This is a genomic window from Diaphorobacter sp. LR2014-1 (assembly GCF_002916785.1).
GTDB classification, from domain to species: domain Bacteria; phylum Pseudomonadota; class Gammaproteobacteria; order Burkholderiales; family Burkholderiaceae_C; genus Diaphorobacter; species Diaphorobacter nitroreducens.
In genome coordinates this window covers 182,062-206,835 of record NZ_MTBE01000002.1, presented here as the reverse complement: position 1 = coordinate 206,835, position 24,774 = coordinate 182,062, and the positions used below count along the sequence as shown (strand labels likewise).

Annotated in this window: 20 protein-coding genes and 1 tRNA gene; 17 read left to right on the top strand and 4 right to left on the bottom strand. The window is 67.4% G+C overall.

What is annotated here, in order from left to right; genetic code table 11:
• Positions 1–162 precede the first annotated feature (162 nt).
• A complete protein-coding gene (gene hemL, locus BV908_RS02880; RefSeq protein WP_103737155.1) occupies positions 163–1,467 on the bottom strand; it encodes a glutamate-1-semialdehyde 2,1-aminomutase in 1,305 nt (434 codons plus the stop codon).
• Complete coding sequence (locus BV908_RS02875) at positions 1,451–2,395, bottom strand: bifunctional hydroxymethylpyrimidine kinase/phosphomethylpyrimidine kinase (RefSeq protein WP_011806677.1); 945 nt, start codon at positions 2,393–2,395, stop codon at positions 1,451–1,453. The genes hemL and BV908_RS02875 overlap by 17 nt, the downstream gene beginning before the upstream one ends.
• A 115-nt stretch (positions 2,396–2,510) precedes the next feature.
• On the opposite strand from BV908_RS02875, the gene BV908_RS02870 reads away from it, so the two are divergent.
• From BV908_RS02870 to BV908_RS02810, 13 genes are all read left to right on the top strand, one after another.
• On the top strand, positions 2,511–2,663 hold the full coding sequence (locus tag BV908_RS02870) for a rubredoxin (RefSeq protein ID WP_011806676.1): 153 nt from the start codon (positions 2,511–2,513) through the stop codon (positions 2,661–2,663).
• A gap of 51 nt (positions 2,664–2,714) precedes the next feature.
• The gene (locus tag BV908_RS02865) at positions 2,715–3,107 is read left to right on the top strand and encodes a response regulator (protein ID WP_015914196.1); all 393 of its coding nucleotides are present in this window, start codon (positions 2,715–2,717) and stop codon (positions 3,105–3,107) included.
• Positions 3,108–3,118: 11 nt separating this feature from the next.
• Positions 3,119–3,484 carry a response regulator gene (locus tag BV908_RS02860; RefSeq protein WP_011806674.1) on the top strand — a complete coding sequence of 122 codons (366 nt, stop codon included), beginning with the start codon at positions 3,119–3,121 and terminating at the stop codon, positions 3,482–3,484.
• Between the two features lie 16 nt (positions 3,485–3,500).
• Positions 3,501–4,028, top strand: a complete 528-nt coding sequence (locus tag BV908_RS02855) for a chemotaxis protein CheW (RefSeq protein ID WP_011806673.1) — start codon at positions 3,501–3,503, stop codon at positions 4,026–4,028.
• A 21-nt stretch (positions 4,029–4,049) separates the two neighbouring features.
• A complete protein-coding gene (locus BV908_RS02850; protein ID WP_103737154.1) occupies positions 4,050–6,314 on the top strand; it encodes a methyl-accepting chemotaxis protein in 2,265 nt (754 codons plus the stop codon).
• Positions 6,315–6,360: 46 nt separating this feature from the next.
• Positions 6,361–12,495, top strand: coding sequence for an Hpt domain-containing protein (locus BV908_RS02845; RefSeq protein WP_103737153.1), 6,135 nt, complete (start codon positions 6,361–6,363; stop codon positions 12,493–12,495).
• Between the two features lie 125 nt (positions 12,496–12,620).
• On the top strand, positions 12,621–13,220 hold the full coding sequence (locus BV908_RS02840) for a YqgE/AlgH family protein (RefSeq protein ID WP_011806670.1): 600 nt from the start codon (positions 12,621–12,623) through the stop codon (positions 13,218–13,220).
• Positions 13,217–13,636, top strand: coding sequence for a Holliday junction resolvase RuvX (ruvX, locus tag BV908_RS02835; protein WP_015914192.1), 420 nt, complete (start codon positions 13,217–13,219; stop codon positions 13,634–13,636). Before BV908_RS02840 ends, ruvX begins: the two co-directional genes overlap by 4 nt.
• Positions 13,633–14,166 (top strand): bifunctional pyr operon transcriptional regulator/uracil phosphoribosyltransferase PyrR, encoded by a 534-nt coding sequence (pyrR, locus tag BV908_RS02830; protein ID WP_011806668.1) that lies wholly within the window; start codon positions 13,633–13,635, stop codon positions 14,164–14,166. Before ruvX ends, pyrR begins: the two co-directional genes overlap by 4 nt.
• Positions 14,167–14,168: 2 nt before the next feature.
• Complete coding sequence (locus tag BV908_RS02825; protein ID WP_011806667.1) at positions 14,169–15,131, top strand: aspartate carbamoyltransferase catalytic subunit; 963 nt, start codon at positions 14,169–14,171, stop codon at positions 15,129–15,131.
• Between the two features lie 212 nt (positions 15,132–15,343).
• Positions 15,344–16,639 (top strand): dihydroorotase, encoded by a 1,296-nt coding sequence (locus BV908_RS02820; protein ID WP_011806666.1) that lies wholly within the window; start codon positions 15,344–15,346, stop codon positions 16,637–16,639.
• Positions 16,640–16,658: 19 nt separating this feature from the next.
• Complete coding sequence (locus BV908_RS02815; protein WP_011806665.1) at positions 16,659–17,399, top strand: lysophospholipid acyltransferase family protein; 741 nt, start codon at positions 16,659–16,661, stop codon at positions 17,397–17,399.
• A 130-nt stretch (positions 17,400–17,529) separates the two neighbouring features.
• Positions 17,530–18,756 (top strand): Yip1 family protein, encoded by a 1,227-nt coding sequence (locus BV908_RS02810; protein WP_011806664.1) that lies wholly within the window; start codon positions 17,530–17,532, stop codon positions 18,754–18,756.
• A gap of 44 nt (positions 18,757–18,800) precedes the next feature.
• Here BV908_RS02810 and BV908_RS02805 read toward each other — a convergent pair whose 3' ends face one another.
• Positions 18,801–19,877 carry an ABC transporter ATP-binding protein gene (locus BV908_RS02805; RefSeq protein ID WP_103737152.1) on the bottom strand — a complete coding sequence of 359 codons (1,077 nt, stop codon included), beginning with the start codon at positions 19,875–19,877 and terminating at the stop codon, positions 18,801–18,803.
• Between the two features lie 245 nt (positions 19,878–20,122).
• On the opposite strand from BV908_RS02805, the gene BV908_RS02800 reads away from it, so the two are divergent.
• The 4 genes from BV908_RS02800 to BV908_RS02785 all read left to right on the top strand — a co-directional run bounded on the left by BV908_RS02800 (position 20,123) and on the right by BV908_RS02785 (position 24,570).
• Positions 20,123–21,757, top strand: a complete 1,635-nt coding sequence (locus tag BV908_RS02800) for an iron ABC transporter permease (RefSeq protein ID WP_210433984.1) — start codon at positions 20,123–20,125, stop codon at positions 21,755–21,757.
• A 69-nt stretch (positions 21,758–21,826) separates the two neighbouring features.
• Positions 21,827–22,183 carry an arsenate reductase (glutaredoxin) gene (gene arsC, locus BV908_RS02795; RefSeq protein WP_103737212.1) on the top strand — a complete coding sequence of 119 codons (357 nt, stop codon included), beginning with the start codon at positions 21,827–21,829 and terminating at the stop codon, positions 22,181–22,183.
• 330 nt (positions 22,184–22,513) lie between these two features.
• Positions 22,514–23,917, top strand: a complete 1,404-nt coding sequence (locus BV908_RS02790; protein ID WP_103737151.1) for a phospholipase D-like domain-containing protein — start codon at positions 22,514–22,516, stop codon at positions 23,915–23,917.
• Positions 23,918–24,207: 290 nt separating this feature from the next.
• On the top strand, positions 24,208–24,570 hold the full coding sequence (locus BV908_RS02785; RefSeq protein WP_011806659.1) for a hypothetical protein: 363 nt from the start codon (positions 24,208–24,210) through the stop codon (positions 24,568–24,570).
• Positions 24,571–24,597: 27 nt separating this feature from the next.
• Here the strand turns inward: BV908_RS02785 and BV908_RS02780 are convergent.
• Positions 24,598–24,672 (bottom strand) — tRNA-Arg (locus tag BV908_RS02780).
• Positions 24,673–24,774 lie beyond the last annotated feature (102 nt).

Below are 24,774 nucleotides of genomic sequence, written 5' to 3'. Positions count from 1 at the left end.
TGAACCCGCCAAGGCTCGCAGCAAGGGATGACGGTTTCATGAACCACCGTCGCGCACGCGTCAGTGCGCCCATCCGCCGGTCACCCGCAAGGATGGTCGCGGGGGAGTAAGTACGTTTTATGCCTCCAGCGCCCTCCCATCAAGCGCTGGAAGCTATGAAAACTATAGCTTTTGGAACACGTCGCGCGCCACGGCCACGGTGTCGGCGATGTCCTGCTCGGTGTGGGCGGCACTCACAAAGCCGGCTTCGTAGAGCGCCGGGGCAATGTAGACGCCGCCGTCCAGCAGGCCGTGGAACAGCGTGTTGAAGCGCATGCCGTCGGTGTTGAGCACCTCGGGGTAGTTCTGCGGCAGTTGCGGCAGCAGGAAGAAGCCGAACATGCCGCCCTGGGTGTCGCCGCAGAACGGCACACCCGCAGCGCTGGCAGCGCCCGCGAGGCCGTCGATCAGGGCGCGGGTGCGGGCGCCCAGGGCGTCGTAGAAACCGGGCTTGGCGATCTCGCGCAGCGTGGCCAGTCCGCAGGCCGTGGCCACCGGGTTGCCCGACAGCGTGCCCGCCTGGTAGACCGGGCCCAGCGGCGCAAGCTGCTCCATCACGGCGCGCGAGCCGCCGAAGGCCGCCAGCGGCATGCCGCCGCCGATGACCTTGCCGAGCACGGTGATGTCCGGCTTGAAGTCCGGGATGACCTGGGCGTACAGGCTTTGCGCCCCGCCCAGCGCCACGCGAAAGCCGGTCATGACCTCGTCGATGACCAGCAACGCGCCGTGCTGCGTGCACAGCTCGCGCGCGCGGCGCATGAAGGGCACGCTGGCGCGCACGAAGTTCATGTTGCCGGCAATGGGCTCCATGATCACGCAGGCGACGTCGGGGCCGTGCAGCGTGAAGGCCTCCTCCAGTTGGGCCACGTCGTTGTATTCCAGCACCAGGGTGTGCTGCACCACCTCTTGCGGCACGCCGGCGCTGGTGGCGTGGCCGAAGGTGGCCAGGCCCGAGCCGGCCTTGACCAGCAGCGAGTCGGCATGGCCGTGGTAGCAGCCGTTGAACTTGATGATCTTGTTGCGCCGGGTGGCGCCGCGCGCGAGGCGGATGGCGCTCATGCCGGCCTCGGTGCCCGAGCTGACCAGGCGGATCATCTCCATGGAAGGCACGTGGCGGATGATCTCTTCGGCCAGCTCCACTTCACGCTCGGTCGGCGCGCCGAAGCTGAAGCCCTCCAGGGCTGCTTTCTGCACGGACTCCAGCACGGCGGGGTGGCCATGGCCCAGGATCATGGGTCCCCAGGAGCCGATGTAGTCGATGAAGCGCTGGCCGTTGGCGTCCCACATGTAGGCGCCCTGGGCACGCGTGATGAAGCGGGGCGTGCCGCCCACGGCGCGGAAGGCGCGCACCGGCGAATTCACGCCGCCGGGGATGAGCGCCTTGGCGCGTTCGAAAAGGGGGAGATTGAGGTCAGTGTTGTGTGTCATGGGGTGGCAAATCGAAGCCCTCCACGACCGCGGAGGGAGATACGTCGTCGTCGGTGTCCTCGTCGTCGGGCTGGGCCCAGAACATGCGGTCGGGCAGCACATGGCCCATGCCGGGGCGGAATCCGTGCTGCAGGCAGCCGTCCAGGTAAGTGAGCGCTTCGCTCGTGGCCTCGCCCAGGTCGCTGCCGGTGGCAATGAGCGCCGCCAGGGTGGCCGACAGGGTGTCGCCCGCTCCGATGAAAGTCACTTCAAAGCGTTCGAAGCGCCCGCTGCCCAGCACCGTTTGCGGTGAGGCGAGCACATTGTCGATATGCCGCTCCGCCGCGGGAATGCCGGTCACCAATAGGTAGGGCACGCCTATCTCCGCGACTGCCATGGCCAGGTCGCGTGCCGAGGGTGGGCGCTCACTGCCCCAGTCCGGCAGCAGCCAGCGCCACAGGGTGCTGTGGTTTCCAACCAACACCGATGTCTGCGGCAGCAACAGCTCGCGGAAGGCGTCGTGGTACTGGTCGATCAGGTCGTCCTGCCACCACGACAGGTCTGGCATGAAGGCGATGACGGGCACGTCCGCATAGTCGGCGGCGATCTCGGAGATGGCGCTCAGGTTCTCGGGGCTCCCCACGAAGCCGACCTTGATCGCGTGCAGCGGCATGTCTTCCAGCACGGCGCGGGCCTGTTCGGCGACCGTCTCGTCTTCGAAGGCGTAATGGTCGAATATCTCGGCGCTGTCACGCACATAGGTCCCGGTCACCACCGGCGCGACATGCCCCCCGACCGAGGACACCGCCGAAATATCGGCCGCCAATCCTCCGGCGCCGCTGGGGTCGTTTGCATTGAAAACCATCACGCAGATGGTGGGGGCGGTGGATTCGCTGTCATCCGCCGTCAAGCTTTGGCTGTCGGGTGCTGAAGGGGTATTCGATTGCATGGGTGGGTGCCAGCGTAACCGGTGGCACGAAAGCTGCATCCGGCGGTGATGACTAGATACAATCGTTGCATTCTATGTGAAGGCCCCTTAAGCTGTGACGGACCCAAAAACTTGGATGTGTTTGATTTGCGGTTGGATATATGACGAAGCTGCGGGCTGCCCCGAGCACGGCATTGCCCCCAACACCCGCTGGGCAGACGTTCCCATGAACTGGACCTGTCCCGAATGCGGCGCCCGCAAGGAAGACTTCGAGATGGTCGAGATTTGAGGCGCGGCTCCTGCCAGCGTTGTTTTTTCGTTCCTCAGGAGCAGTGAGAAATTGGCTACGACGACGACCGGTCCCACCTTCCGTGTCCTGGTGGTGGACGACAGCAATACCATACGGCGCAGCGCCGAAATTTTCCTCAAGCAGGGAGGGCACGAGGTTTTATTGGCCGACGATGGTTTCGATGCCTTGGCCAAAGTCAATGATTACCAGCCTCAGCTGATTTTCTGCGACATCCTCATGCCCAAGCTGGATGGTTATCAGACCTGCGCCATCATCAAACGCAACGCGCGCTTTGCTGATACGCCCGTGGTAATGCTTTCATCCAAGGACGGGGTTTTCGATAAGGCGCGCGGCCGTATGGTCGGTTGCCAGGAATATCTGACCAAACCATTTACCAAAGACCAGTTGCTGCAGGCTGTGCAGCAATTTGGAAATGCCCAATAAGGAGTTTTGTAATGCCGATTCAGAAAGTTTTGGTCGTGGACGACTCGAAGACCGAGTTGATGTTTCTGACCGACTTGCTGCAGAAAAAGGGCATGCAAGTGCGTACTGCCGAGAATGCCGAAGAGGCATTTCGCCGTCTGGCCGAGGAAAAGCCGGACCTGATCCTGATGGACGTGGTCATGCCCGGCCAAAACGGTTTCCAGCTGACCCGTGCCATTACCCGCGATCCGCAGTATGCGGATGTGCCCATCATCATGTGCACGAGCAAGAACCAGGAAACCGATCGCGTGTGGGGCATGCGCCAGGGCGCGCGCGGCTACATCACCAAGCCAGTCGATCCTGCAGAACTGCAGGCCAAGATCGACGCGCTGAACTGAGGCCGGCTGCATACCCATGGCTAACCGCGAAGCCCTGAAAGAGCTACAGACACGACTTGCCGCCCGGCTGCAGGCTGCCAGAGGCGAGGGTGTGTCCGTGTCGTCCTGGTTGGCCGTGGAGTCTGCCGGACGCTATTTCCTTCTCCCTCTTGGACAATCGGGGGAGATCTTCCCTTGGGGCGGGGTGCAGCCCGTTCCGTATACCCAACCGTGGTTCCTGGGCGTGGCCAACCTGCGTGGCGCGCTCACCGGCGTGGTGGATCTGGCGGGCCTCCTTGGCGCCGCGCAGATGCGCACGGAGCAGGCCTTGGCAGAATCCAGCCTGCTGGCCTTCAATGGTGCGCTGGACGTGAATGCCGCCTTGCTCGTGGACCGGCTGTCCGGCCTGCGGGGAATGGAGGCCTTCGTCGCCTCCGAGCCGCCGGAGGCCGATGCGCCCCCCTATTTCGGCACCACCTATCTTGATGCACAGGGCACGCGTTGGCAGGAATTGAACCTGCACGCTCTTTCCCAGCATCCCGCTTTTCTCAGCATCAGCGCTTGATTATTTCTGTAAGGCAGCACCATGTCCGTCGTCAATCCATTTGGAAAATTGTTTAACCGCAAGCCCGCCGACCCGGATGCTGAGCTGAACCCCGCTGACTTGGCGCAGGACCCGGCGGGCGGCCTGCTTGCCGATGCGTACCAGACCGATGGCATGGCCAGCGTGCAGGGCGATCCGGGCGATGCGGCGCAGTACCCCGAAGGGGAGTTTGCGGATGAAGACTTGGTCTCGCTGCCTCTGCTGGGCCGCGCAACCACTGCCGTCCACCAGCGCCGCCTGCTGATGCTGCTGGGTGTTGGCTTGGTGGTGCTCGCCTTGATTGCCGGTTGGGTTCTGCAGCAAGCCAACCGCTCGGCGCAGCAGCTCACGGCGACCGGCCAGTCGCTGATGCAGTCGCAGCGGCTTGCAAAGTCCGTGTCGCAGGCCTTGGTGGGCAGCCCCCAGGCCTTTCCCGACGTGGTGGAGAGCTCGGGCGTGCTGGCGCGCAACGTGCGCGCACTCAACGGCGGCGACAACGAACTGGATGTGCAGGCACTGGGTGAGCCTTTCCGCCCCGAACTGGATGCCATCACGCCGTTGGTGGAGCGTGCCGAGCGCAACGCGGGCGTGGTGATGGGTCAGCAAAAGATCCTGACGCAGGTGGGCGACGCTCTGCGTACCATCAACCGCCAGTCCTCGGACCTGCTGGAGATCGCGGAGACGGTCTCGTCCCTGAAGCTTCAGCAAAATGCGCCGGCCTCCGAGATTTCTGCCGCAGGCCAGCTGGTGATGTTGACCCAGCGTATCGGCAAGTCGGCTAACGAGTTCCAAACGACGGAGGGCGTGAGCCCCGAGGCGGTGTTCCTGCTGGGCAAGGACTTGAACTCCTTCAAGGAAATCGCACAGGGCATGCTGGACGGTAGCGCCGACCTCCGCCTGGCTGCCACCCGCGACGCCCAAACCCGCGAGCAACTGGAGTCGCTCATCAAGCTGTATGAGCAGATGCGTACGCAAGCCGGCGCCATCCTGGGCAACCTCCAGGGTCTGGTATCCGCACGTGAGGCGCAGTCGGCCATCCTGGCAGACAGCGAACCGCTGCGCCGTCAACTGGAAGGTCTGCAAAGCAAGCTGTCGGCACAATCGGGCATGGGGGCGGGCCAGTTCGCCGCGCTCGCCGTGGCCGGTATCTTCGTGCTGCTGTGCGGCGTGGGTATTTCGCGCGTGCAGCTGCTGGACAGCCGCAGCCGCCAAGCCACGGCCGAAGCGCAGCAGCGTGATGCCAAGCGCCAGGAACAGGAAGCCAAGCGCATCAACGACGCCAACCAGGCGGCCATTCTGCGACTGATGAACGAACTGCAATCGGTCGCTGAAGGGGACCTGACGCAGGAAGCCACCGTGACGGAGGACATCACGGGCGCCATCGCCGACTCGGTGAACTACACGGTGGAAGAACTGCGCCAACTGGTGGGCAGCGTGCAGAAGACGGCAACCCGGGTGGCGCAGACGACGGCCATGGTGGACAACACCTCCACGGAGCTGCTCGCAGCGTCCACCGAGCAGCTGCGAGAAATCCGTGAAACGGGCCGTTCGGTGCTCGAGATGGCAAGGCGTATTAACGACGTGTCTTCGCAAGCGCAGGAATCCGCCTCGGTGGCCCGCCAGTCGCTGCAGGCCGCCGACCAGGGTCTGCAGGCCGTGCAAAACGCCATCGGTGGTATGAACGCCATCCGCGACCAGATCCAGGATACGTCCAAGCGCATCAAGCGCCTGGGCGAGTCATCCCAGGAGATTGGCGAAATCACCGAGCTGATCTCGGACATTACCGAGCAGACCAACGTGCTGGCTCTGAACGCGGCCATCCAGGCTGCCTCTGCCGGTGAAGCCGGTCGCGGCTTCTCGGTGGTGGCGGAAGAAGTGCAGCGTCTCGCGGAGCGCTCCGCAGACGCCACGCGCCAGATCTCGGCGCTCGTGAAGGCCATTCAGACCGACACCCAGGACGCGGTGGCCGCTATGGAGCGTTCCACCCAGGGCGTGGTGGAAGGAGCGCGTCTATCGGACAGCGCAGGAACGGCGCTTTCGGAGATCGACCGCGTGTCGCGGCGGCTGGCCGAGCTGATTGAGCAGATCTCATCGTCAGCCTCCCGCGAAGCGGACCTCGCCAACGGCGTGGCAGACAACATCCAGCATATTTTTGCGGTGACGGAGCAGACCGGAGAAGGTACCCGTACGACTGCGCAGCAGGTGCGTGAACTGTCTCACGTGGCCGAGGAACTGCGCCAGTCGGTGGCGCGATTCAAGATTGCCTGACGTCTTCCATTAACGAACTTGCTCCGGATCAGCCGGGGACGAATCCATGTCATCTGTTGACGCCGCAAACGCACAGGGCGCCGATTGGGCCCAGGGCGAGCAGGATCTTGGGCCGCTCGCATGGGTGCTCGATGAACTGCGCAAATCCTTGGATGGTGCCGTCAAGGCCATGCGCCGTTTCGTGCGCGATGCCGAGATAGCGCGGGAGTCCGATCTCGCCTCACTGGACGCGGGGCCCTTGCGCATCGCACGCCAGCAACTCCACCAGGCCAGCGGCGCGCTGGAGATGGTGGGCATGGCGCCTCCGGCCCTGGTGTTGCGCGCCATGGAAACGGCGGTCCAGCGGTTCGTTCAGCGGCCGGAGACCTGCAGCGATGATGCAGCGGCCGTCATCGAGCGCGCCAGCTTTGCCTTAATCGAATACCTGGAGCATGTGCTCGCAGGCAAGTCCGTGTCGCCGGTGGCGCTGTTTCCCCAGTACCGCGAGGCGCAGACGCTGGCGGGGGGCGAGCGGGTGCATCCAGCGGACTTGTGGCCCGTGGAGCGGCGCTTCCATGATCCTGACGTGCCGGTTGCCGCTGCGCCGCTGCCCTATGGATCGGAAGCGCGTGCGCGGCTGGACAGCGCGGTACTGCGGCTGGTGAAGAATGCGGACCCGGGCGCCGCTGCAGACATGCAGACAACCTGCCTGGGCTTCGCTGCGGCGCAGACCGACCGCCAGGCTCGCGCTTTCTGGAAGATCTGTGCAGGCTTTTTCGAGGCGTTGGCGCAGCAGGCACTCAATCCGGACCTGTATGCCAAGCGCGTCGCTTCGCGCGTGCTGATGCAATACGCCACCTTGGCCAAGGGGGACACGGCGATCAGCGACCGTCTGGTGCAGGATCTTCTGTTCTTCTGCGCCCAGGCCGTGGTGCCTGCGACGGCGGATGCAGCTTCCCGCATGCCGGTACTGACGGCCGTGCGGCGCGCGTTTGATTTGAATCGCTACCAGCCGGTGGACTATGACCAGCCGCGCTTCGGTCTTTTCGACCCTGCCATTCTTGCGCAGGCGCGCAAGCGCATTGCCGCGGCCACGGAAACCTGGTCCGCACTTGCGGGTGGAGACCGCAACAAGCTCAAACCGGCAGCGGACCAGTTCAGCCTGGTGTGCGATTCATTGCGCAAACTGCACCCGGACAGCGAAAGCCTGGCACTGGCCCTGACGCGTGCCCTGGAGGCCACCACACGGTCGGGCGAGCCTCCTTCGGCAGCGCTGGCCATGGAAGTGGCCACCTCTGTGCTGTATCTGCAGGCGTCCTTCGAGGAGCTGGATGCCGCCCAGCAGTACATGGCGGAGCGAGCTGCGCGGCTGTCCGAGCGACTGGACAGCGTGGTTGCCGGCGGGGAATCGCAACCTCTTGAACCCTGGATGGAAGAGCTGTATCGCCGCGTCAGTGACCACCAGACCATGGGTAGCGTGGTCGGTGAACTGCGTGCGACTCTGGCAGAGGCAGAGAAGTCCATGGACCAGTTCTTCCGCAGCCCGGAAGACATGACCCTGCTTGCCTCCGTGCCTGGCAGCTTGCAGCAGATGCGCGGCGTGCTGTCCGTGCTGGGACTGGATCAGGCCTCCTTGGCCGTGGTGCGCATGCGCGACACGGTCGAGCGCATGCTGACCAACGACCTGCCCGAGGAAGAGCGCCCGCAGGTTTTCGAGAAACTGGGCAACAGCCTGGGAGCGCTGGGCTTTCTCATCGACATGCTGAGCTATCAGCGTGCCATGGCGCGCAAGCTCTTCGTTTACGACGAAGAGCTGGGCGAGTTGCGTGTCCTCATGGGGCGGGCGCGTGCGCAACTGCCTCATCCGGGCGCGCATGATCAGGAAGCGCCAGCCGTGCCCGCGTTGGAGCTCCCATTCCCCGACGCACCCGAACCCGCGGCTGCGGCTGTGGTCGAGAGCGCCACGCCGTCTGCACTGGCGGACATTGATTTTTCGCTGCTTGACGTGGACGTGGCGACGTCGGAAGGCGCCGTTTCGGCGGTGGCCGCTCCGGAAGAGCCCGCGCTTCCAGTGGTTCCTTCGAGCAACGTCGCTGCCGCAGCCCTGCCGGAGGACGATGGCGAGGATGAACTGCTCGACATCTTCCTGGAAGAGGCGCGCGAAGTTGTCGCCACCGGCTTGTCGGCCATCGACGCGCTGCGTGCTGCACCGGGCGACCTGAGCGAGCAGACCACGCTGCGGCGAGCCTTCCATACCCTCAAGGGTAGCTCGCGCATGGTGGGACTGAACGAATTTGGTGAAGCCGCGTGGTCCATGGAGCAGACGCTCAATGCCTGGCTGGCCGAGCAAAAACCCATCAAGGACGCGCTGCTGCAACTCTCCTCCGAGGCGTTGGGCGCCTTTGGTCGATGGGCCGATGACATCGCAGCAGGAGCTGCGGACCCGTGGAAGGCCGAAGCCTTCCGGGTTGCGGCGGATGCGATGCGCACGGATGGCACGCTGCTGCCACTGGGCGTGCCCTCATCCGACTCCGCGGACACCACTGCGGCCTTGGCGCCGCAAGTGCCCGCAGAACCGCTGCTGCCTGACGAGCCCGTGTTGTCGGTGCCAGACCTTCCGGAGCCCGCGGCCGAACCACAAGCATTTGCCATTGAACCGCCTGCACCGCTCGAAGCGGTTGACGCCCACGCCAACGCTGCCGCGCTGGAGTTTGATCTGGTGCTGCCGGATGTCGACGTGCCGTCTCAGGACGCGACGGCGGGCCATGAGGAAGTGGGCGGCGACTTTGTCGACACCTTCATCGATGCGGATGAGGCCGACCAGGCCGTGTTGCCGGTGGAGGAGGTGCCCGCAGCTCCCGAGACGGTGACGGAGGAGGTGGATTTCTCCCTGTTCGAGGCTGCGCTGCAAGCCACCGATGCGCCAGCGCAGGAGGTCGGCCAACCCGCTTCAACAGTAGCGGCTGACACGGTGGCGGAGCCGGCGGATAACGCATCCGCGGTGCGGCAGGACGAGACATTCTTTATCGGCACGGATGGCGTCCAACCCGAGTTCATCCTGGACGAGGAGCCAGCGGCGGACGTACCGTCTGCGCAAGCCGCCGAAACCGCGGTTGGGACGGACGGTCCGGTGGAGGAAGCGGTCGACGAAGCGGTCAAGGTCATCGAGCACCTGCGCATCGGCATACCGCTGTACAACGTGTACCTCAACGAGGCCGACGAATGGTCGCGCCGCCTCGTGACTGCGTTGCAGGAATGGTCGCTGGAATTGCACCAGCCGCTGCCGGACAGCGCGGTGGCGCTGGCGCACTCGCTGGCAGGCAGCTCTGCCACTGTCGGGTTCTCGGCACTGTCCAATCTTGCGCGTACCCTGGAACATACGCTGCAGCATGTTCAACTGCTGCAGCAGGGTCTCCCCGAGCATGCGCAGGCATTCAACGCCGCTGCCGAGGACATCCGGAGGTTGCTGCACCAATTCGCCGCAGGCTTCCTGAAGGAGCCCAGCGCCTCGGTGCTGGAACAGCTCAACGAGATCCTGCAGACCGAAGTGATCAGCGGCATGGTGTCGCTGGAAGACCGTGCTTTCGCCGAGGCAGAGGCACAGGCACAGGCACAGGCACAGGCACAGGCAGAGGCACAGGCACAGGCACAGGCACAGGCATTTGAGACGCTGGAGCCGGCTCCGGCAACGCCTCAGGGCACGGCGCATGCGACGGCCGTCGACGAGCCGACTGCCCCATCGCCCGTGGTGGCGCCTACGCTCCCCGTAGGCCGCGACCGCGTGATTGGCGATACTGTCGCGCCTGCCGTGTCGACCACCGTCGATATCGATGACGACATCGATGCGATGGACAACATCGACCCCGATCTGTTCCCCATTTTCGAGGAGGAAGCGGTTGAACTGCTGCCCACGCTGGGTGGGGCGTTGCGCCAGTGGTCGTCCCGGCCGGAGAACCTGGGCGCACGCAGCGAACTGCTGCGCGCCCTGCACACCCTCAAGGGCAGTGCGCGCCTGGCAGGCGCGATGCGGCTTGGCGAAATGGCGCACCGCATGGAAACGGCCGTGGAGCAGATCGACACGGAAACCGTGGCGGCCGCAGACATTGAGCCCTTGCTGGTCAACTTCGACGCATTGCAGGCGAGTTTCGACGCGCTGCGCGCAACTGGAGCGGAGCCGGTGGCACCGGCCGCTGAGCATGGACAGGACGCAGAGGTGGTCCAATCCGCTCCCGCGCCAGGGCTTTCCCAGCCGCTCGCTCCGCCCGTTGCGTTGCGTGCGCCGTTGGGTGCAGCCCCTGCGCCGGCCCCCCTGCGTGCGGCAGGTGGGCATTCCGTGCGCGTGCGTTCGCAACTGCTCGACCGGCTGGTGAACCAGGCGGGCGAAGTGATGATCGCGCGTTCGCGGCTGGACGTGCGCATGTCGCAACTGCGCAGTTCGCTGACCGATTTGTCGGGCAACTTGGAGCGCCTGCGCCAGCAGTTGCGTGACATCGAGGTACAGGCGGAATCGCAGATGCAGTCCCGCTTGGCACTGTCCAAGGACATGGCGGCGGGCTTCGACCCGCTGGAATTCGACCGCTTCACCCGCGTTCAGGAACTGACACGCATGATGGCGGAGTCGGTCAACGACGTGGCCACCGTGCAGCGCAACATGCAGCGTGCGATGGAAGACGCCGAAGACGATCTGATCGCCCAGGGCCGCCAGGCACGTGAGTTGCAACGCGATCTGCTGCGCACGCGCATGGTGGAGTTCGAGGGCATCTCGGAACGCCTCTATGCGGTGGTGCGCCAGGCATCCAAGGAAACCGGCAAGCAGATCAAGCTGGACATTTCGGGTGGTTCCATCGAGATGGACCGCGGCGTGCTGGACCGCATGACCCCTGCGTTCGAGCACCTGCTGCGCAACTGCGTGGGGCACGGCATCGAGGAACCCGAGATGCGTGCCGCTGCCGGCAAGGCTCCTGTGGGTTCGATCTCCATCGACTTGCGGCACGAGGGCAACGACGTGTCGGTGGCGTTCCGCGACGACGGGGCAGGCCTGAACATCGCCCGCATCCGGGACAAGGCCGTGGCGCAAGGGTTGATTGCCCCCGATGCGCAGCTGAGCGATGGCGAGGCGGCCAACCTGATCTTCATGCCGGGCTTCTCCACGGCGTCGGAGATCACGGGCCTTTCCGGCCGTGGTATCGGCATGGACGTGGTGCGCTCGGAGGTGAATGCCCTGGGTGGCCGCATCGAGACCTCCACCGAGGCGGGCAAGGGAACGTCCTTCCGCATGGTGCTGCCGCTCACGACAGCGGTGACCCAGGTGGTGATGCTGCGCGCGGGCAACCTGACCATCGGCGTGCCAGCCAACCTGGTGGAGATCGTGCGCCGTAGTTCCGGCACGGAGCTCGACGCTGCCTACGCCAGCCATACCTTCTCGGATGGCCTGGAGGATCTGCCCTTCTACTGGGCGGGTGCATTGCTCCAGTCGTCCTCGCGCAGCACGGAGGTCACGGGCAAGAGCCGCCCCGTGGTGATCCTGCGCAGCGCGTCTCAGCGCGTCGCGATGCACGTGGACGAAGTGCTGGGCAACCAGGAAGTCGTGGTGAAGAACCTGGGGCCGCAGCTGTCGCGTCTGCCAGGCCTCGCGGGCATGTCCGTGCTGGCTTCGGGCACCGTGGTGCTGATCTACAACCCGGTGGCGCTGGCCACGGTGTACGGCGACCAGGTGCGCGCGGCCACGCACGCACCGGCGGTGGACCAAGCCGGCGCGGTGGTGGCTGCCGAGGGCGGCACGCCCGCCGCTTCGCTGCTGGTGCCGGTGCAGCAGGTGCCCTTGATCCTGGTGGTGGACGACTCGATCACCGTGCGCCGCGTCACGCAGCGCCTGCTGCAGCGCGAAGGCTACCGAGTGGCCCTGGCGGCCGACGGCCTGCAGGCGCTGGAGCGCCTGCAGGAAGAGCGCCCCGCGGTCGTGTTGTCCGACATCGAGATGCCGCGCATGGACGGTTTTGATCTCGCGCGCAACATCCGCTCCGACGCTGCGCTGCAGGACCTGCCGATCATCATGATCACTTCGCGCATTGCGCAGAAGCACCGCGACCATGCGATGGAACTCGGCGTGAACCACTACCTGGGCAAGCCCTACTCCGACGAGGAACTGATGAGCCTGGTGCGCCACTACGCCAGCCTGAACACGGAGGCAGTGACCGCCTGACGGCGACGCAGTCCAGTGTCACCCAGGCCCGGCAGGCTGCGCGCCTGCCGGGCCTTGTCTTTTGTGCGCCGGGGCGATGCCCTCGGATAACGGGCCGATGCGGTGGTTGGCCGTAAAATTGCCGCATGCCTGCCGATACCGCGCCCATGAATCTGACGCACCACTTCCTGATCGCCATGCCGGGCGTGGAAGATGCCTCTTTTTCGCGCAGTGTGGTGTATTTGTGTGAGCACAGCGAGCGCGGCGCGCTGGGGTTGATCATCAACAAACCCACGCCTATCAGCCTGGAAGGGCTGTTCGAGAAGGTGGACCTGTCCCTCGGGCGAGAGGATCTCACGCTGCAGCCGGTATTCCAGGGCGGCCCGGTACAGACCGAGCGCGGCTTCGTGCTGCACGAGGCCATGCGCGGCCCGCAAGAGAGCGAGGACGAGTCGCCCTACGCCTCCACGATGACCATCCCCGGCGGGCTGGAAATGACCACTTCCAAGGATGTGCTGGAGGCGCTGGCCCATGGTGCGGGCCCACGGCGCGTCCTCGTGACGCTGGGCTACTCGGCCTGGGGCGAAGGCCAACTGGAGTCCGAATTGGCCGAAAACAGCTGGCTCACCGTGGGTGCGGACGTGTCGGTCATCTTCGAAACGCCTGTGCAAGAGCGCTATGACCGTGCTCTGGGGTTGCTGGGCCTGCAGTCGTGGATGCTGTCGCCCGAAGCGGGGCATGCATGAGCGGCCAGCCTGCTCCAGCCGTCGTCCCCGCGCATTTCCAATCCTTTCTGGCTTTCGATTACGGGCTCAAGCGCACCGGCGTCGCCGTGGGTACGCGCATGCTGCGCAGCGCCACGCCCCAGGGCACGATCCGCGCGGAGGGCGATGCCCGCTTCGCCCAGGTGGCCGAGCGCATCCGCGAGTGGCAGCCCGATGCCCTGGTGGTGGGCGTGCCGCTGCATCCCGACGGGGCTGCCCATGAGAACACCGCCCGTGCGCTCAAGTTCGCGCGCCAGCTGCGCGGGCGCTTCGGCCTGCCGGTCTTCGAGGTGGACGAGCGCTACAGCACCACCGAGGCCCTTTCTGCGGGCGCGGCTGATGCCGACGCCGCGTCGGCCTGCATCATCCTGGAACAGTTTTTGAGGAACCTGCCATGAGTTCTGCTACGACCCCGCCGGGTGCCACGCGCCCGGGCCATCTCACGCTGGATGCCGAGGCGCTGTACGCCGAGCTGCTGCGCGGCGTGCGCATGCTGCGCGAATCTGACACCTACTTGGCGGGCATCGCCTCGGGCGGTGCTTGGCTGGCCGAGCGTCTGCAAAAGGACCTGGGCTTGCCGGGCCAGGCCGGGGTGCTGTCGTCCGCCATGCACCGCGACGATTTCTCCCAGCGGGGCCTGGCCTCCAGCGCGCAGACCACGCTGCCGTTCGACGTGAATGGTGCGGACATCCTGGTGCTGGACGATGTGCTCTACACCGGCCGCACCATCCGCGCCGTACTCAATGAGCTGTTCGACTACGGCCGCCCGGCGCGCGTGCGCCTGGCGGTGCTGGTGGACCGCGGCGGCCGCGAGCTGCCGGTGGCCGCCGAGTTCGCTGCGGCGCGCGTGGCGCTGCCGCCCACGCAATCGCTGGCACTGGCCCGCAGCGAGGCCGGCGCTTTCCATTTCGACGTCAAAGAGGTCTGACGGTGCTGTACAAGCGCAACCCCCAACTCAACAAGAACGGCGAGCTGATCCACCTGCTGTCGATCGAGGGCCTGCCCAAGGACATCGTCACGCACATCCTGGACACGGCCACCAACTTCGTCAGCGTCCAGGAGCGCGAGGTCAAGAAGGTGCCGCTGCTGCGCGGCAAGAGCGTGTTCAACCTGTTCTTCGAGAACAGCACGCGCACGCGCACCACGTTCGAGATCGCGGCCAAGCGCCTGTCTGCCGACGTGTTCAATCTGGATATCGCGCGCAGCTCCACCGCCAAGGGCGAGACGCTGCTGGACACCATCGACAACCTGAGCGCCATGGCGGCGGACATCTTCGTCGTGCGCCACAGTGAATCGGGCGCGCCCTACCTGATCGCACAGCATGTGGCGCCGCACGTGCACGTGGTGAACGCCGGGGACGGCCGGCACTCGCACCCCACGCAGGGGCTGCTGGACATGTACACCATCCGCCATTACAAGAAGGACTTCTCCAACCTCACGGTGGCCATCGTGGGCGACGTGCTGCATTCGCGCGTGGCGCGATCGGACATCCATGCCCTGACCACCCTGGGCGCGGCCGAGGTGCGCGTGGTGGGCCCACGCACGCTGGTGCCTTCCGACATGGCGCAGATGGGCGTGCGCGTGTTCCACAACCTGGAGGAAGGCATCAAAGGCTGCGACGTGGTGATCACGCTGCGCCTGCAGAACGAGCGCATGAGCGGTGCGCTGCTGCCTTCCAGCCAAGAGTACTTCAAGAGCTTCGGACTCACGCCCGAGAAGCTGCGGCTGGCCAAACCCGATGCCATCGTCATGCACCCAGGCCCCATCAACCGCGGCGTGGAGATCGACTCCGCCGTGGTGGACGGTCCGCAGGCCGTGATCCTGCCGCAGGTTACCTTCGGCATCGCGGTGCGCATGGCGGTCATGTCCATCGTGGCAGGGAATGAAGCATGACCTCGCTGAGCCGCTTCGCGCAATCCCCCCGGGGGACGCCGCGAACGCGGCGGGGCGGCCCTTGCACGGTGGCCCTGACCTGGGTTGCCCCAGTTTCATGGGGTGTGGGTGGCGCACGGCGCCATGGATCACCCGGATGACTCATTTGCTATTGTGTTGATAGCTGCTAGCGCTTGTGGGACGGGCGCTAACGGCCAATTTGGCTTAGAACCATGAAAATCCTCATCCAGAACGGCCGCGTCATCGACCCCGCCAGCGGCCTCGACAAGGTGTGCAACGTGGCGCTGGCGGCGGGCCGCATCATCGCGGTGGACCGCGAGCCCCAGGGTTTCACGCCCACCCGCGTGATCGATGCCAGCGGCTGCCTGGTGCTGCCGGGTCTGGTGGACCTGGCGGCGCGCCTGCGCGAGCCGGGGCATGAGCATGAGGGCATGCTGGAGTCCGAGATGGCGGCGGCCGTCGCGGGTGGCGTGACCAGCCTGGTCTGCCCGCCCGACACCGACCCGGTGCTCGACGAGCCTGGCCTGGTGCAGATGCTCAAGTTCCGCGCCGAGAAGCTGCACCAGGCGCGGCTGTTCCCCTTGGGCGCAGTCACGCGTGGGCTGGCCGGCGAGGTGCTGACCGAGATGGCCGAGCTGACGGAGTCCGGCTGCGTGGGCTTCAGCCAGGCCGAGGTGCCGCTGACCAGCACCCAGGTGCTGCAGCGCGCGCTGCAGTACGCCGCGACCTACGGCTACACCGTCTGGCTGCGCCCGCAGGAACTGCACCTGGGCAAGGGCGTGGCCGCCAGCGGCCCGCTGGCCACACGGTTGGGCCTGTCGGGCGTGCCCGTGGCAGCGGAGACGATCGCACTGCACACCATCTTCGAGTTGCTCAAAACCACGGGCGCGCGCGTGCACCTGTGCCGCCTGTCCAGCAGCGCGGGCGTGGATCTGGTGCGGCAGGCCAAGGCGGCCGGCCTGCCGGTGAGCTGCGACGTGAGCATCAATTCGCTCATGCTCACCGATGCGGACATCGGCTACTTCGACAGCCGCGCACGCCTCACGCCGCCGCTGCGCCAGCAGCGCGACCGCGATGCGCTGGCCGCGGCGCTGCTGGATGGCACCATCGACGCGTTGGTGTCCGACCACACGCCGGTGGACGAGGATGCCAAAGCTTTGCCATTTGCCGAGGCCGAGCCCGGCGCGACGGGGCTGGAGTTGCTTCTGTCCGTGGCGCTCAAGTGGTCGCAGGAAGGCGGCGCGCCGCTGCAGCGTGCGCTGGCCGTGGTCACCGCAGAGCCCGCGCGGGTGCTGGGCACGTCGCTGGGCACGCTGCAGGCCAGCGTGGGCCGCATTATCGAAGGCGGGGTGGGCGACCTGTGCGTGCTGGACCCTGCGGCGCATTGGACCGTGCAGGCCGACGCACTGGCCAGCCAGGGCAAGCACACGCCGTTCTCGACCTATGAACTGCCGGGCCGGGTGCGCTGCACCCTGGTGGGCGGCCAGGTCGCGTTCGAGCGCGGCTGAGCGACGCCGGCACACGCACATGCTGCGGGGATTACGGGCCTGCTGGCGGGTGTTGCGGCTGGTGCTGCACGCTGCACAGGGGCTGCTGGTGGTGGCGTGGCGCTTCCCCCGCCTATCGGTGGAGCAGCAGCAGGCGCGGGTGCAGGCGTGGGCGCTGGGCCTGCTGGCCTGCGCGGGGGTCACGCTGGAGGTGCGCGGCACCCCGCCGAGCCAGGGGCCGGTGCTGCTGGTGGCCAACCATCTGTCCTGGCTCGACATCCCGGTGATGCATGCGGCGCGCTACTGCCGCTTCATCTCCAAGTCCGACGTGCAGGCTTGGCCCATCGTCGGCACGCTCGCCACGGCAGCGGGCACGCTGTACATCGAGCGCGCGTCGCGGCGCGATGCCCTGCGCATGGTGGGCAGCATGCGGGATGCCCTGTTGCGGGGCGAAATACTGGCGGTGTTTCCCGAAGGCACGACCGGCGACGGGCGCACGCTGCTGCCCTTTCACCCCAACTTGCTGCAGGCTGCGCTGCAGGCGGACGTGCCCGTGCAGCCCATCGGCCTGCGCTTCGTGGACCGCGCAAGCGGCCAGACCACCCACGCCCCGAGCTACATCGGCGACGAAACGCTGGTGGGCTCCATCTGGCGCACGCTCACCGCGCCGCCCATCACGGCGGTGGCGCATTTCGGCATGCCCGAGCGTGCGCAGGGGCGCGACCGCCGGGTGTGGGGCCAGGCATTGCATGCCGCAGTGGACGATCTGCGCCAGCGCTGAATAGCCTCCTGCTGTCGCCAAAAGTGCACATGTGTGTGCAACGGGACTGTAACGGTCTGTTTACATCCATCGCATCGACATGCGCCTGCAGTATGGTGCGCCTCTTTGCCAATAACCGAGGGAGGGATGCATGCAACTGATGGAGCGCGTGAAGGGGATTTTGCTCAAGCCCCGCGAGACCTGGGCCGCCATTGATGGGGAGCCTGCCGATACGGCACGCCTGTTCACGGGTTACCTGATGATCCTCGCGGCCATTCCGGCCGTCTGCGGATTCATCGGCATGTCGCTGATCGGCATGGGAGGCTTTGGCTTCAGCATGCGCGTACCGGTGCTCGCCGGGCTGGCCAACATGGCCGTGTCCTATGTGTTGAGCCTGGTCGGCGTGTATGTGCTGGCGCTGGTCATCAATGCGTTGGCACCCACGTTCGGCGGCACCCAGAACCAGGGACAGGCGCTCAAGGTCGCGGTCTACGCCAGCACGGCCGCCATGCTGGGCGGCGTGTTCAGCCTGTTGCCGGCGCTGGCCATCCTGGGCCTGGTGGCGGCGCTGTATTCGCTGTACCTGCTGTACCTGGGCCTGCCGCTGCTGATGCGCAGCCCGGCTGCGCGCGCCGTGCCCTACACGGCGGTGGTCGTGGTGGTGGCCATCGTGCTGGGCATCGTCATTGCGGCCATCGGTTCGCTGTTCATGCCGCATGGCCCCGCCATGTGGGGCAGTGCGGGCGGCCCGGCCGTGGTCATCGACACGCCGCGTGGGCAGGTCACGCTGGATACCGCCAAGCTGGAAGAGGCCGGCAAGAAGATGGAAGAGGCTGCCCGCCGCATGGAGCAGGCGCACAAGAGCGGCGATACCCAACAGATGACCGAAGCCGCAGGCCAGGCGATGGCGGCGGCCATGGGAGGTGCCAAGCACCAGACGGTGGGGGTCGATGCGCTCAAGGCCGCGCTGCCCGCCAAGCTGGGTTCGCTGGAACGCACCAGCTATGAGGTTCACGACGGCGCTGCCACAGGCCTGCCGACCAGCCAGGCGGAGGCCGAGTACGGCAACGGTGACAAGGTTGTGCGCATTTCGGTCGTGGATGCGGGTGCATTCGGCCAGTTGGCCCAACTGGCAGGCATGGTGCAGGGCGAGCGCGAGAGCGACGGCATCGTGGAAAAGACCTGGCAGGAGAATGGCCGCACGTTGCACCACAGCTACGCCAAGGACGGCAGCCAGGCGGAACTGCGCGCGGTGCTCAAGAACGGCGTGGTGGTCACGGTGGAGGCCGAGAACCTGCCGTTGAAGGACGTGCAGGGCTTCATGGGCCAGATCGACCTGGCCGCGCTGGAGAACCTGCCGCGCAAGGACAAGTCCTGAGCCTGGCGCCCCCCCGACGGCAGGGGCGCTTGAGGGAGCCGCGGTCAGCGTGCGGCGCTCTCCCGTGCGAACGCCACCACGTGGTCGACCTGCGTGCGAATGCCGATCCATTCGCCCATGGCATGGTCATGGTGGCTGGGCACGTGGGCCATCACGGTGAGGCCGTTGGCCAGTTCCAGCGTGTACAGAAATTCCGAGCCGCGAAAGGCCTTGCGCACGATGCGCGCCCGCACGGGTGAGCTGTCGTCATGCACCACGTCGTCGGCACGCAGCAGCACGTCGCATTCGCCGCCGGGGTAGCTTGCCGGCAGCAGGCAGCCGTCGATGTCGGTCAGGTCGCCCAGCGGGGTGCGCGCCACCACATGGCTGCCCTGCTGCACCAGCGTGGCGGGGGCGAACACGCCATGGCCGATGAAGTCGGCCACGAAGCGCGTGGCGGGGCGGTGGTAGAGGGAGTAGGCATCGTCCCACTGGTGCAGGTGGCCGCCCTCCAGCACGCCGATGCGGTCGCCGATGGCGAAGGCCTCCAACTGGTCGTGCGTGACGAACAGTGCCGTGGCGCCGGCGGTCTTGAGGATGCTGCGCACCTCGTGGGCCAGCCGCTCGCGCAAGTCCACATCCAGATTGGAAAACGGCTCGTCCAGCAGCATCAGCCGCGGGCGCGGTGCCAGCGCGCGCGCCAATGCCACGCGCTGCTGCTGGCCGCCCGAGAGCTCGTGCGGAAAGCGCGCCTCGCTGCCCTCCAGACCCACCAGGGCCAGGGACTCGCGCACGCGTTCGACCTGCTCCGCGCGGGGGAGTGCGTGAATGCCGAAGGCCACGTTGCGCCCGACGCTGAGGTGCGGAAACAGCGCATAGTCCTGGAACACCATGCCCATGCGCCGCTGCTCGGGGGGCATGCTGCGCCCCGGTGCGCCCACCACCTCGCCCCCCAGGCGGATGGCTCCTTCGGCGACGGGTTCCAGCCCCGCCACCGCGCGCAGCAGGGTGGTCTTGCCGCAGCCCGAGGGGCCGATGAGCACACCGATCTCGCCGGCGGCCAGGCCCAGGGTCACGCCGCGCACGGCGGCTTGCGGGCGGTTGGCGTACCGCACGTCCAATTGAGACACTTCCAGAAACATGGCGTGAGTTTAGGGCGTGTCCCGCCCTGAATGACCCCACGCCGCAGCGCCGTACTGTGCAGGCGTGGCCCCGCGCTGCGCCGCCTGGGGCGCGCCGCCCCAGGGCCCACATGCCGGCGGGGGCGCGGCCGACCTGCGGCCCGCGGTTGCGTAGAATTGTTCCCAATTGCATCACAGCCGCCAAGGTTCACCGGGTAGGCGGTGGATGCGCTCTCATCGCCTCGCACCTCGCTACCGGCCGTCCCTTGCTGCCACGAATCCGCCGCGCCCTGCGCTCCACTTCACTGATCCTGTTGGCCTTGCTGCTCACGCTGCCCCTGCTGGCCGTGCTGGGGGCGTGGCTGCCCTGGGGCGAGGGCGGCGCGCAGTCCGGCGCCATCCTGCGCGCCATGGCCACCACGGTGCTGCCGGGGTACCTGTGGACCACGCTGTGGCTGGGTCTCGCCGTGGCCGTGGGCGCGGCCGTGGTGGGCACGGCCTGCGCTGCGGCGGTCACGCTGTTCGACTTCCGTGGCCGGCGCTCGCTGGAGTGGCTGCTGCTGCTGCCCCTGGCCATGCCGGCCTATGTGACGGCCTACGCGTATACCGACTTCCTGCAGTTCAGCGGCCCGCTGCAGGTCTGGCTGCGCGCCACGTTCGGGCTGGAGGGCCGCCTGCTGCCCGAGGTGCGCAGCCTGGGTGGTGCGGTGTGGGTGTTCATCTTTTCGCTCTACCCCTACGTGTACCTGCTGGCGCGCACGGCGCTGGGCGAGCGTGCGGCGCACCTCATGGAGGCGGCGCGTCTGCTGGGCGCATCGCCCGCGCGGCGCATCCGTAGCGTGGCGCTGCCGCTGGCACGCCCGGCGGTGGCCGCGGGCGTGGCGCTGGTGCTCATGGAGACGCTGGCCGACTTCGGCGTCGCGGCGTACTTCGGCATCCAGACCTTCACCACGGGCATCTACAAGGCCTGGCTGTCCATGGACGACCGGCTCGCCGCGGCGCAGTTGGCCACCGTACTCCTCGTGCTGGTGGTGCTGCTGCTGCAGCTGGAGCTGCGCGCGCAGCGGCGCATGCGCTTTGCCACGGGCGGCGTGGGCCGCGCCGGCTCGACCGAGGCGCAGCCCACGCGGCTGCGCGGTGCAAGCGCCGTGGCGGCGTGGCTGGTGTGCGCCCTGCCAGTACTGATGGGCTTCGTCGCGCCGGTGCTGTTCATGCTGCGGCCGCTGGCGGCCGACTGGTCGGTGCTGCCCTGGTCGCGTTTCATCGAATGGGCGGGCAACAGCGTGCGGCTGGGGGGTATTACGGCCGTGCTGGCCGTGGGCATTGCCCTGGTGCTGGCGTTTGCCGTGCGCCGCCGGCGCGATGCGCTCACGCGTGGCGTGGTGCAGCTGGTCAGCCTGGGCTACGCCGTGCCCGGTGCCGTGATCGTCGTGGGTCTGCTGCTGCCCGTGGGCTGGATGCAGGCCGCGGCGCCCGGCTGGGGGCTACCCGCGATCATCACCGCCACGGCCGTGGGCATCGTCTGGGCCTACCTGGTGCGTTTTTGCGCGGTAGCGCTGCAGTCGGTGCAAAGCGGCTACGCGCGCGTCTCGCCCAGCCTGGACGACTCGGCGCGCATGCTGGGCGTGGGCAGCCTGGGCGTGCTCACGCGCGTGCATTGGCCGCTGCTCAAGCGCTCCACCGCGGCGGCGGCGCTGCTGGTGTTCGTGGACGTGATGAAGGAGCTGCCGGCCACCATGGTGCTGCGCCCCTTCAACAGCGACACCCTGGCCGTGGTGGCCTACCAGCTGGCCCGCGACGAGCGCCTGGGCGAGGCCGCGCTGCCCTCGCTGGCGCTGGTGGCCGTGGGGCTGGTGCCGGTGATCCTGCTGAGCCGCACGCTGCGCGCGTCGTCGCGCTGACCCGGCGCCGCCTCATTGGGCACCGAGGTGGCCCCGGTACGGCCCAGCGTGGCGGCCTACACTGCGCGCATGACCCCTGCCGACATCACCATCTACCACAACGCCCGCTGCAGCAATTCGCGCGGCGCCTTGGCGCTGCTGCGCGAGCGCGGCATCGAGCCCACCGTCGTGGACTATCTCGCCCAGCCGCTGGATGCCGTCCAGCTCACCGCCTTGGTGGCGCGCCTGGGCGTGCCCGTGCGCGAAGTCATGCGCACCAAGGAGGCCGCCTACACCGCGCTGGATCTGGCCGACCCGGGCCGCACCGATGCCGAGCTCATCGCCGCCATCGCCGCGCACCCGGTGCTGCTCAACCGCCCCATCGTCGTGACGCCGCGCGGTGCCCTGCTGTGCCGCCCGCCCGAGCGGGTGCTGGAGTTGCTCTGATACCGGGCCATCGGAATTTCGGGTATTTCGGTTAAATTGGCCTGTAACGCTTATGTTTAAAGCGCTAATAGCTATTAAATAAATAGCAAAAAGACCCATTCCCTGGCGCCGCGCCGCTTTCCTACAGTCGCGCGCGGCGCCGGGCCGATATGCTGGGCGGCATGCTGCCTGTTCCGGGCCGTGGGAGAGCGCCATGACACCACCCGTACCGCCAGAAGAATGCGCCCCGCATGCGGGGCCCATGCATGCGGTCGCTGGCCGTGCGGCCGCGGCGCGCGCTGTGCAGCAACGGTCGTCGGCGGGCCCTCGCCGCGTGCTCCACCCCCGCGCATGATCCGCGTGGCCGTACTCTCGGGCCTGGGCCACGCGATCTTCGTGGCCGTGGGGCTGCTGGTGTACGTGATGGGCACGCGCATCGGCCACCAGCGCCGCCATCCCTCGGCCGCCATGGGCTGGGTGCTGGGCATCGTCACGTTTCCCTATCTGGTCGTACCGCTGTTCCTCTTGTTCGGCACGCGCAAGTTCGCGCGGCCCGCACGTCGCCCGCACGGCCCGCCGCTGGAGGCAACGGAAGGCGGGCCGCCCTGGGCAACGCGGCTGCTGGCCAGCCTGGAGCTGGCGCCCGCCGTGCGCAATGCGCGGGTGGTGCTGCATGCCGACGGCACGCAGGCGCTGCAGGGGCTGCTGGCCACCATTGCGTCGGCCCGCCACCGGCTGGACCTGTGCACCTACGTGTTTGCCTACGACGAGGTGGGGCGAGAGGTGGCGCGCGCGCTGCTGGACTGCGTGCACCGCGGCGTGCGCGTGCGCCTGCTGGTGGACGCCTTGGGCAGCATGCGCACGCCGCCCGGCATGCTGCGCGCGCTGCGGCGCCAGGGCCTGCAGGTGCGCCGCTTCATGCCGCTGCTGCACAACCCGCTGCACGGGCGCACCAACCTGCGCAACCACCGCAAGCTGGTCGTGGCCGACGGCGAGCGGCTGTGGAGCGGCGGGCGCAACCTGGCCTGCGAGTACTTCATCGACCGGCCGGGCCACCCCGCCTGGGCGGACTTGAGCTACGAGGTCCATGGCCCGCTGGCCGCGCAGGCGCAGGCCCAGTTCGCCACCGACTGGCGTGTGGCGCGCGGCCTGGTGCTGCGCCGCCGCCGCAAGGCGCGGAGCACCGCCGCGCCGGCGCTGCCCGCGCCGCCCGCACACGGCCCGTTGGCGCAGTGGCTGCCCAGCGGTCCCGACCATGCCGACGACACCGTGCATGCGCTGCTGCTGGCGGCTGCCTACCATGCCCAGCGGCGCATCGTGGCCGTCACGCCGTACTTCGTGCCCGACGACGCGCTGCTGGACGCCTGGTGCCTGGCCTGCCGGCGCGGCGTGCAGGTCAGCGTGGTGGTGCCGGCGCGCTCCAACCACCGCCTGGCGGACCTGGCCCGCGAGCGCGCGCTGCGCCAGCTGGCCGCCGCGGGTGCGCGGGTATGGCTGTCCCCGGCCATGGTGCATGCCAAGGCGGTGCTCATCGACGACGAACTGGCTCTCGTCGGCTCGCTCAACCTGGACGCGCGCAGCCTGTTCCTGAACTACGAGGCCATGACCGTGTTCTACGGCCCGCAGGAACTGCACTGGCTGGCGCAGTGGAGCGACCAGCTGCTGGCCCGCGCGCGCCCCTACCACGCGCGTGCGCCCTCCTGGCTGCGCGACGTCATCGAAGGCGTGGTGCGCTCGGTGGGCTTTCAGCTCTAGGCGGCTGTCGCGCCCGTGCAGGGCGAAGGGTAGGCCGGTGCGTTCGCTGTTGGGCGGCGCGGCGGCGATGGGTAGTCGTGGTGCCCGGGTTGCCCGGCACAGGTGCGCCGCACGTCCCTTCGGACCCATGGGGCGTGGGATGCGCGATCGGGGCCGTGCAGTGATGCGATGGCGCCCTCGTCCGACACGCCTGCGGCCGGCTGGCGGGCACGCCCGCAGCCACCGCCACACTACAACGGGGGTATCGGGCGCACGCAGCGTGCGTCCACCACTGTTTTAAGGAGTGCGCCATGAACGCCACCGATCCGCGATTTCCCCAAAACCCACCCATCGACCCCGACCTGGCCGAACAGGCACGACCCGGCCACGGCGTGCCGTCGCAAGACCCGGAGCCGCAGGCACAGCAGCCCCTGCCGCCCGAAGACCAGGAGCGCGAATCCAAATCGGTGCTGATGGGCGGCGGCGCGATGGCGGGCGCAGCTGCCGGCGCGGCCGTAGGCGCTGCCACGGCGGGGCCGGTGGGCGTCTTTGTGGGCACCCTGGCGGGCAGTGTGGCGGGGGCGCTGGGCGGCGCTGCGGCGGGCCGGCTGGTGGACACCGACCCCACGGCACCGGAAACCGACACCAAGGCTGGGACGGACGGCGAGCGCTAGTTCCTGCGCCGGCATTTGCCCGGAAAGTGGTCCCTCCGACAGGAATCGAACCTGTATCTAGCGCTTAGGAGGCGCTCGTTCTATCCATTGAACTACGGAGAGTGAGGCAAGATTGTAAGGGCGGTGCCATGCCGCCCTTATGCTATTTATTTAATAGCTGCATGCGCTTGAAGGGAAAGCGTTACGGCCGATTTTTGGCATAGA

What these genes read in the sequence shown, in the direction of transcription:
- BV908_RS02875 (WP_011806677.1), bottom strand. Translation starts at nt 2,395, where the DNA reads ATGCAATCGAATACCCCTTCAGCACCCGACAGCCAAAGCTTGACGGCG.
- BV908_RS02785 (WP_011806659.1), top strand. Translation starts at nt 24,208, where the DNA reads ATGAACGCCACCGATCCGCGATTTCCCCAAAACCCACCCATCGACCCC.
- BV908_RS02805 (WP_103737152.1), bottom strand. Translation starts at nt 19,877, where the DNA reads ATGTTTCTGGAAGTGTCTCAATTGGACGTGCGGTACGCCAACCGCCCG.
- pyrR (WP_011806668.1), top strand. Translation starts at nt 13,633, where the DNA reads ATGAGTTCTGCTACGACCCCGCCGGGTGCCACGCGCCCGGGCCATCTC.
- BV908_RS02790 (WP_103737151.1), top strand. Translation starts at nt 22,514, where the DNA reads ATGATCCGCGTGGCCGTACTCTCGGGCCTGGGCCACGCGATCTTCGTG.
- hemL (WP_103737155.1), bottom strand. Translation starts at nt 1,467, where the DNA reads ATGACACACAACACTGACCTCAATCTCCCCCTTTTCGAACGCGCCAAG.
- BV908_RS02870 (WP_011806676.1), top strand. Translation starts at nt 2,511, where the DNA reads ATGTGTTTGATTTGCGGTTGGATATATGACGAAGCTGCGGGCTGCCCC.
- BV908_RS02855 (WP_011806673.1), top strand. Translation starts at nt 3,501, where the DNA reads ATGGCTAACCGCGAAGCCCTGAAAGAGCTACAGACACGACTTGCCGCC.
- BV908_RS02820 (WP_011806666.1), top strand. Translation starts at nt 15,344, where the DNA reads ATGAAAATCCTCATCCAGAACGGCCGCGTCATCGACCCCGCCAGCGGC.
- BV908_RS02850 (WP_103737154.1), top strand. Translation starts at nt 4,050, where the DNA reads ATGTCCGTCGTCAATCCATTTGGAAAATTGTTTAACCGCAAGCCCGCC.
- BV908_RS02810 (WP_011806664.1), top strand. Translation starts at nt 17,530, where the DNA reads ATGCAACTGATGGAGCGCGTGAAGGGGATTTTGCTCAAGCCCCGCGAG.
- BV908_RS02840 (WP_011806670.1), top strand. Translation starts at nt 12,621, where the DNA reads ATGCCTGCCGATACCGCGCCCATGAATCTGACGCACCACTTCCTGATC.
- BV908_RS02845 (WP_103737153.1), top strand. Translation starts at nt 6,361, where the DNA reads ATGTCATCTGTTGACGCCGCAAACGCACAGGGCGCCGATTGGGCCCAG.
- ruvX (WP_015914192.1), top strand. Translation starts at nt 13,217, where the DNA reads ATGAGCGGCCAGCCTGCTCCAGCCGTCGTCCCCGCGCATTTCCAATCC.
- arsC (WP_103737212.1), top strand. Translation starts at nt 21,827, where the DNA reads ATGACCCCTGCCGACATCACCATCTACCACAACGCCCGCTGCAGCAAT.
- BV908_RS02860 (WP_011806674.1), top strand. Translation starts at nt 3,119, where the DNA reads ATGCCGATTCAGAAAGTTTTGGTCGTGGACGACTCGAAGACCGAGTTG.
- BV908_RS02815 (WP_011806665.1), top strand. Translation starts at nt 16,659, where the DNA reads ATGCTGCGGGGATTACGGGCCTGCTGGCGGGTGTTGCGGCTGGTGCTG.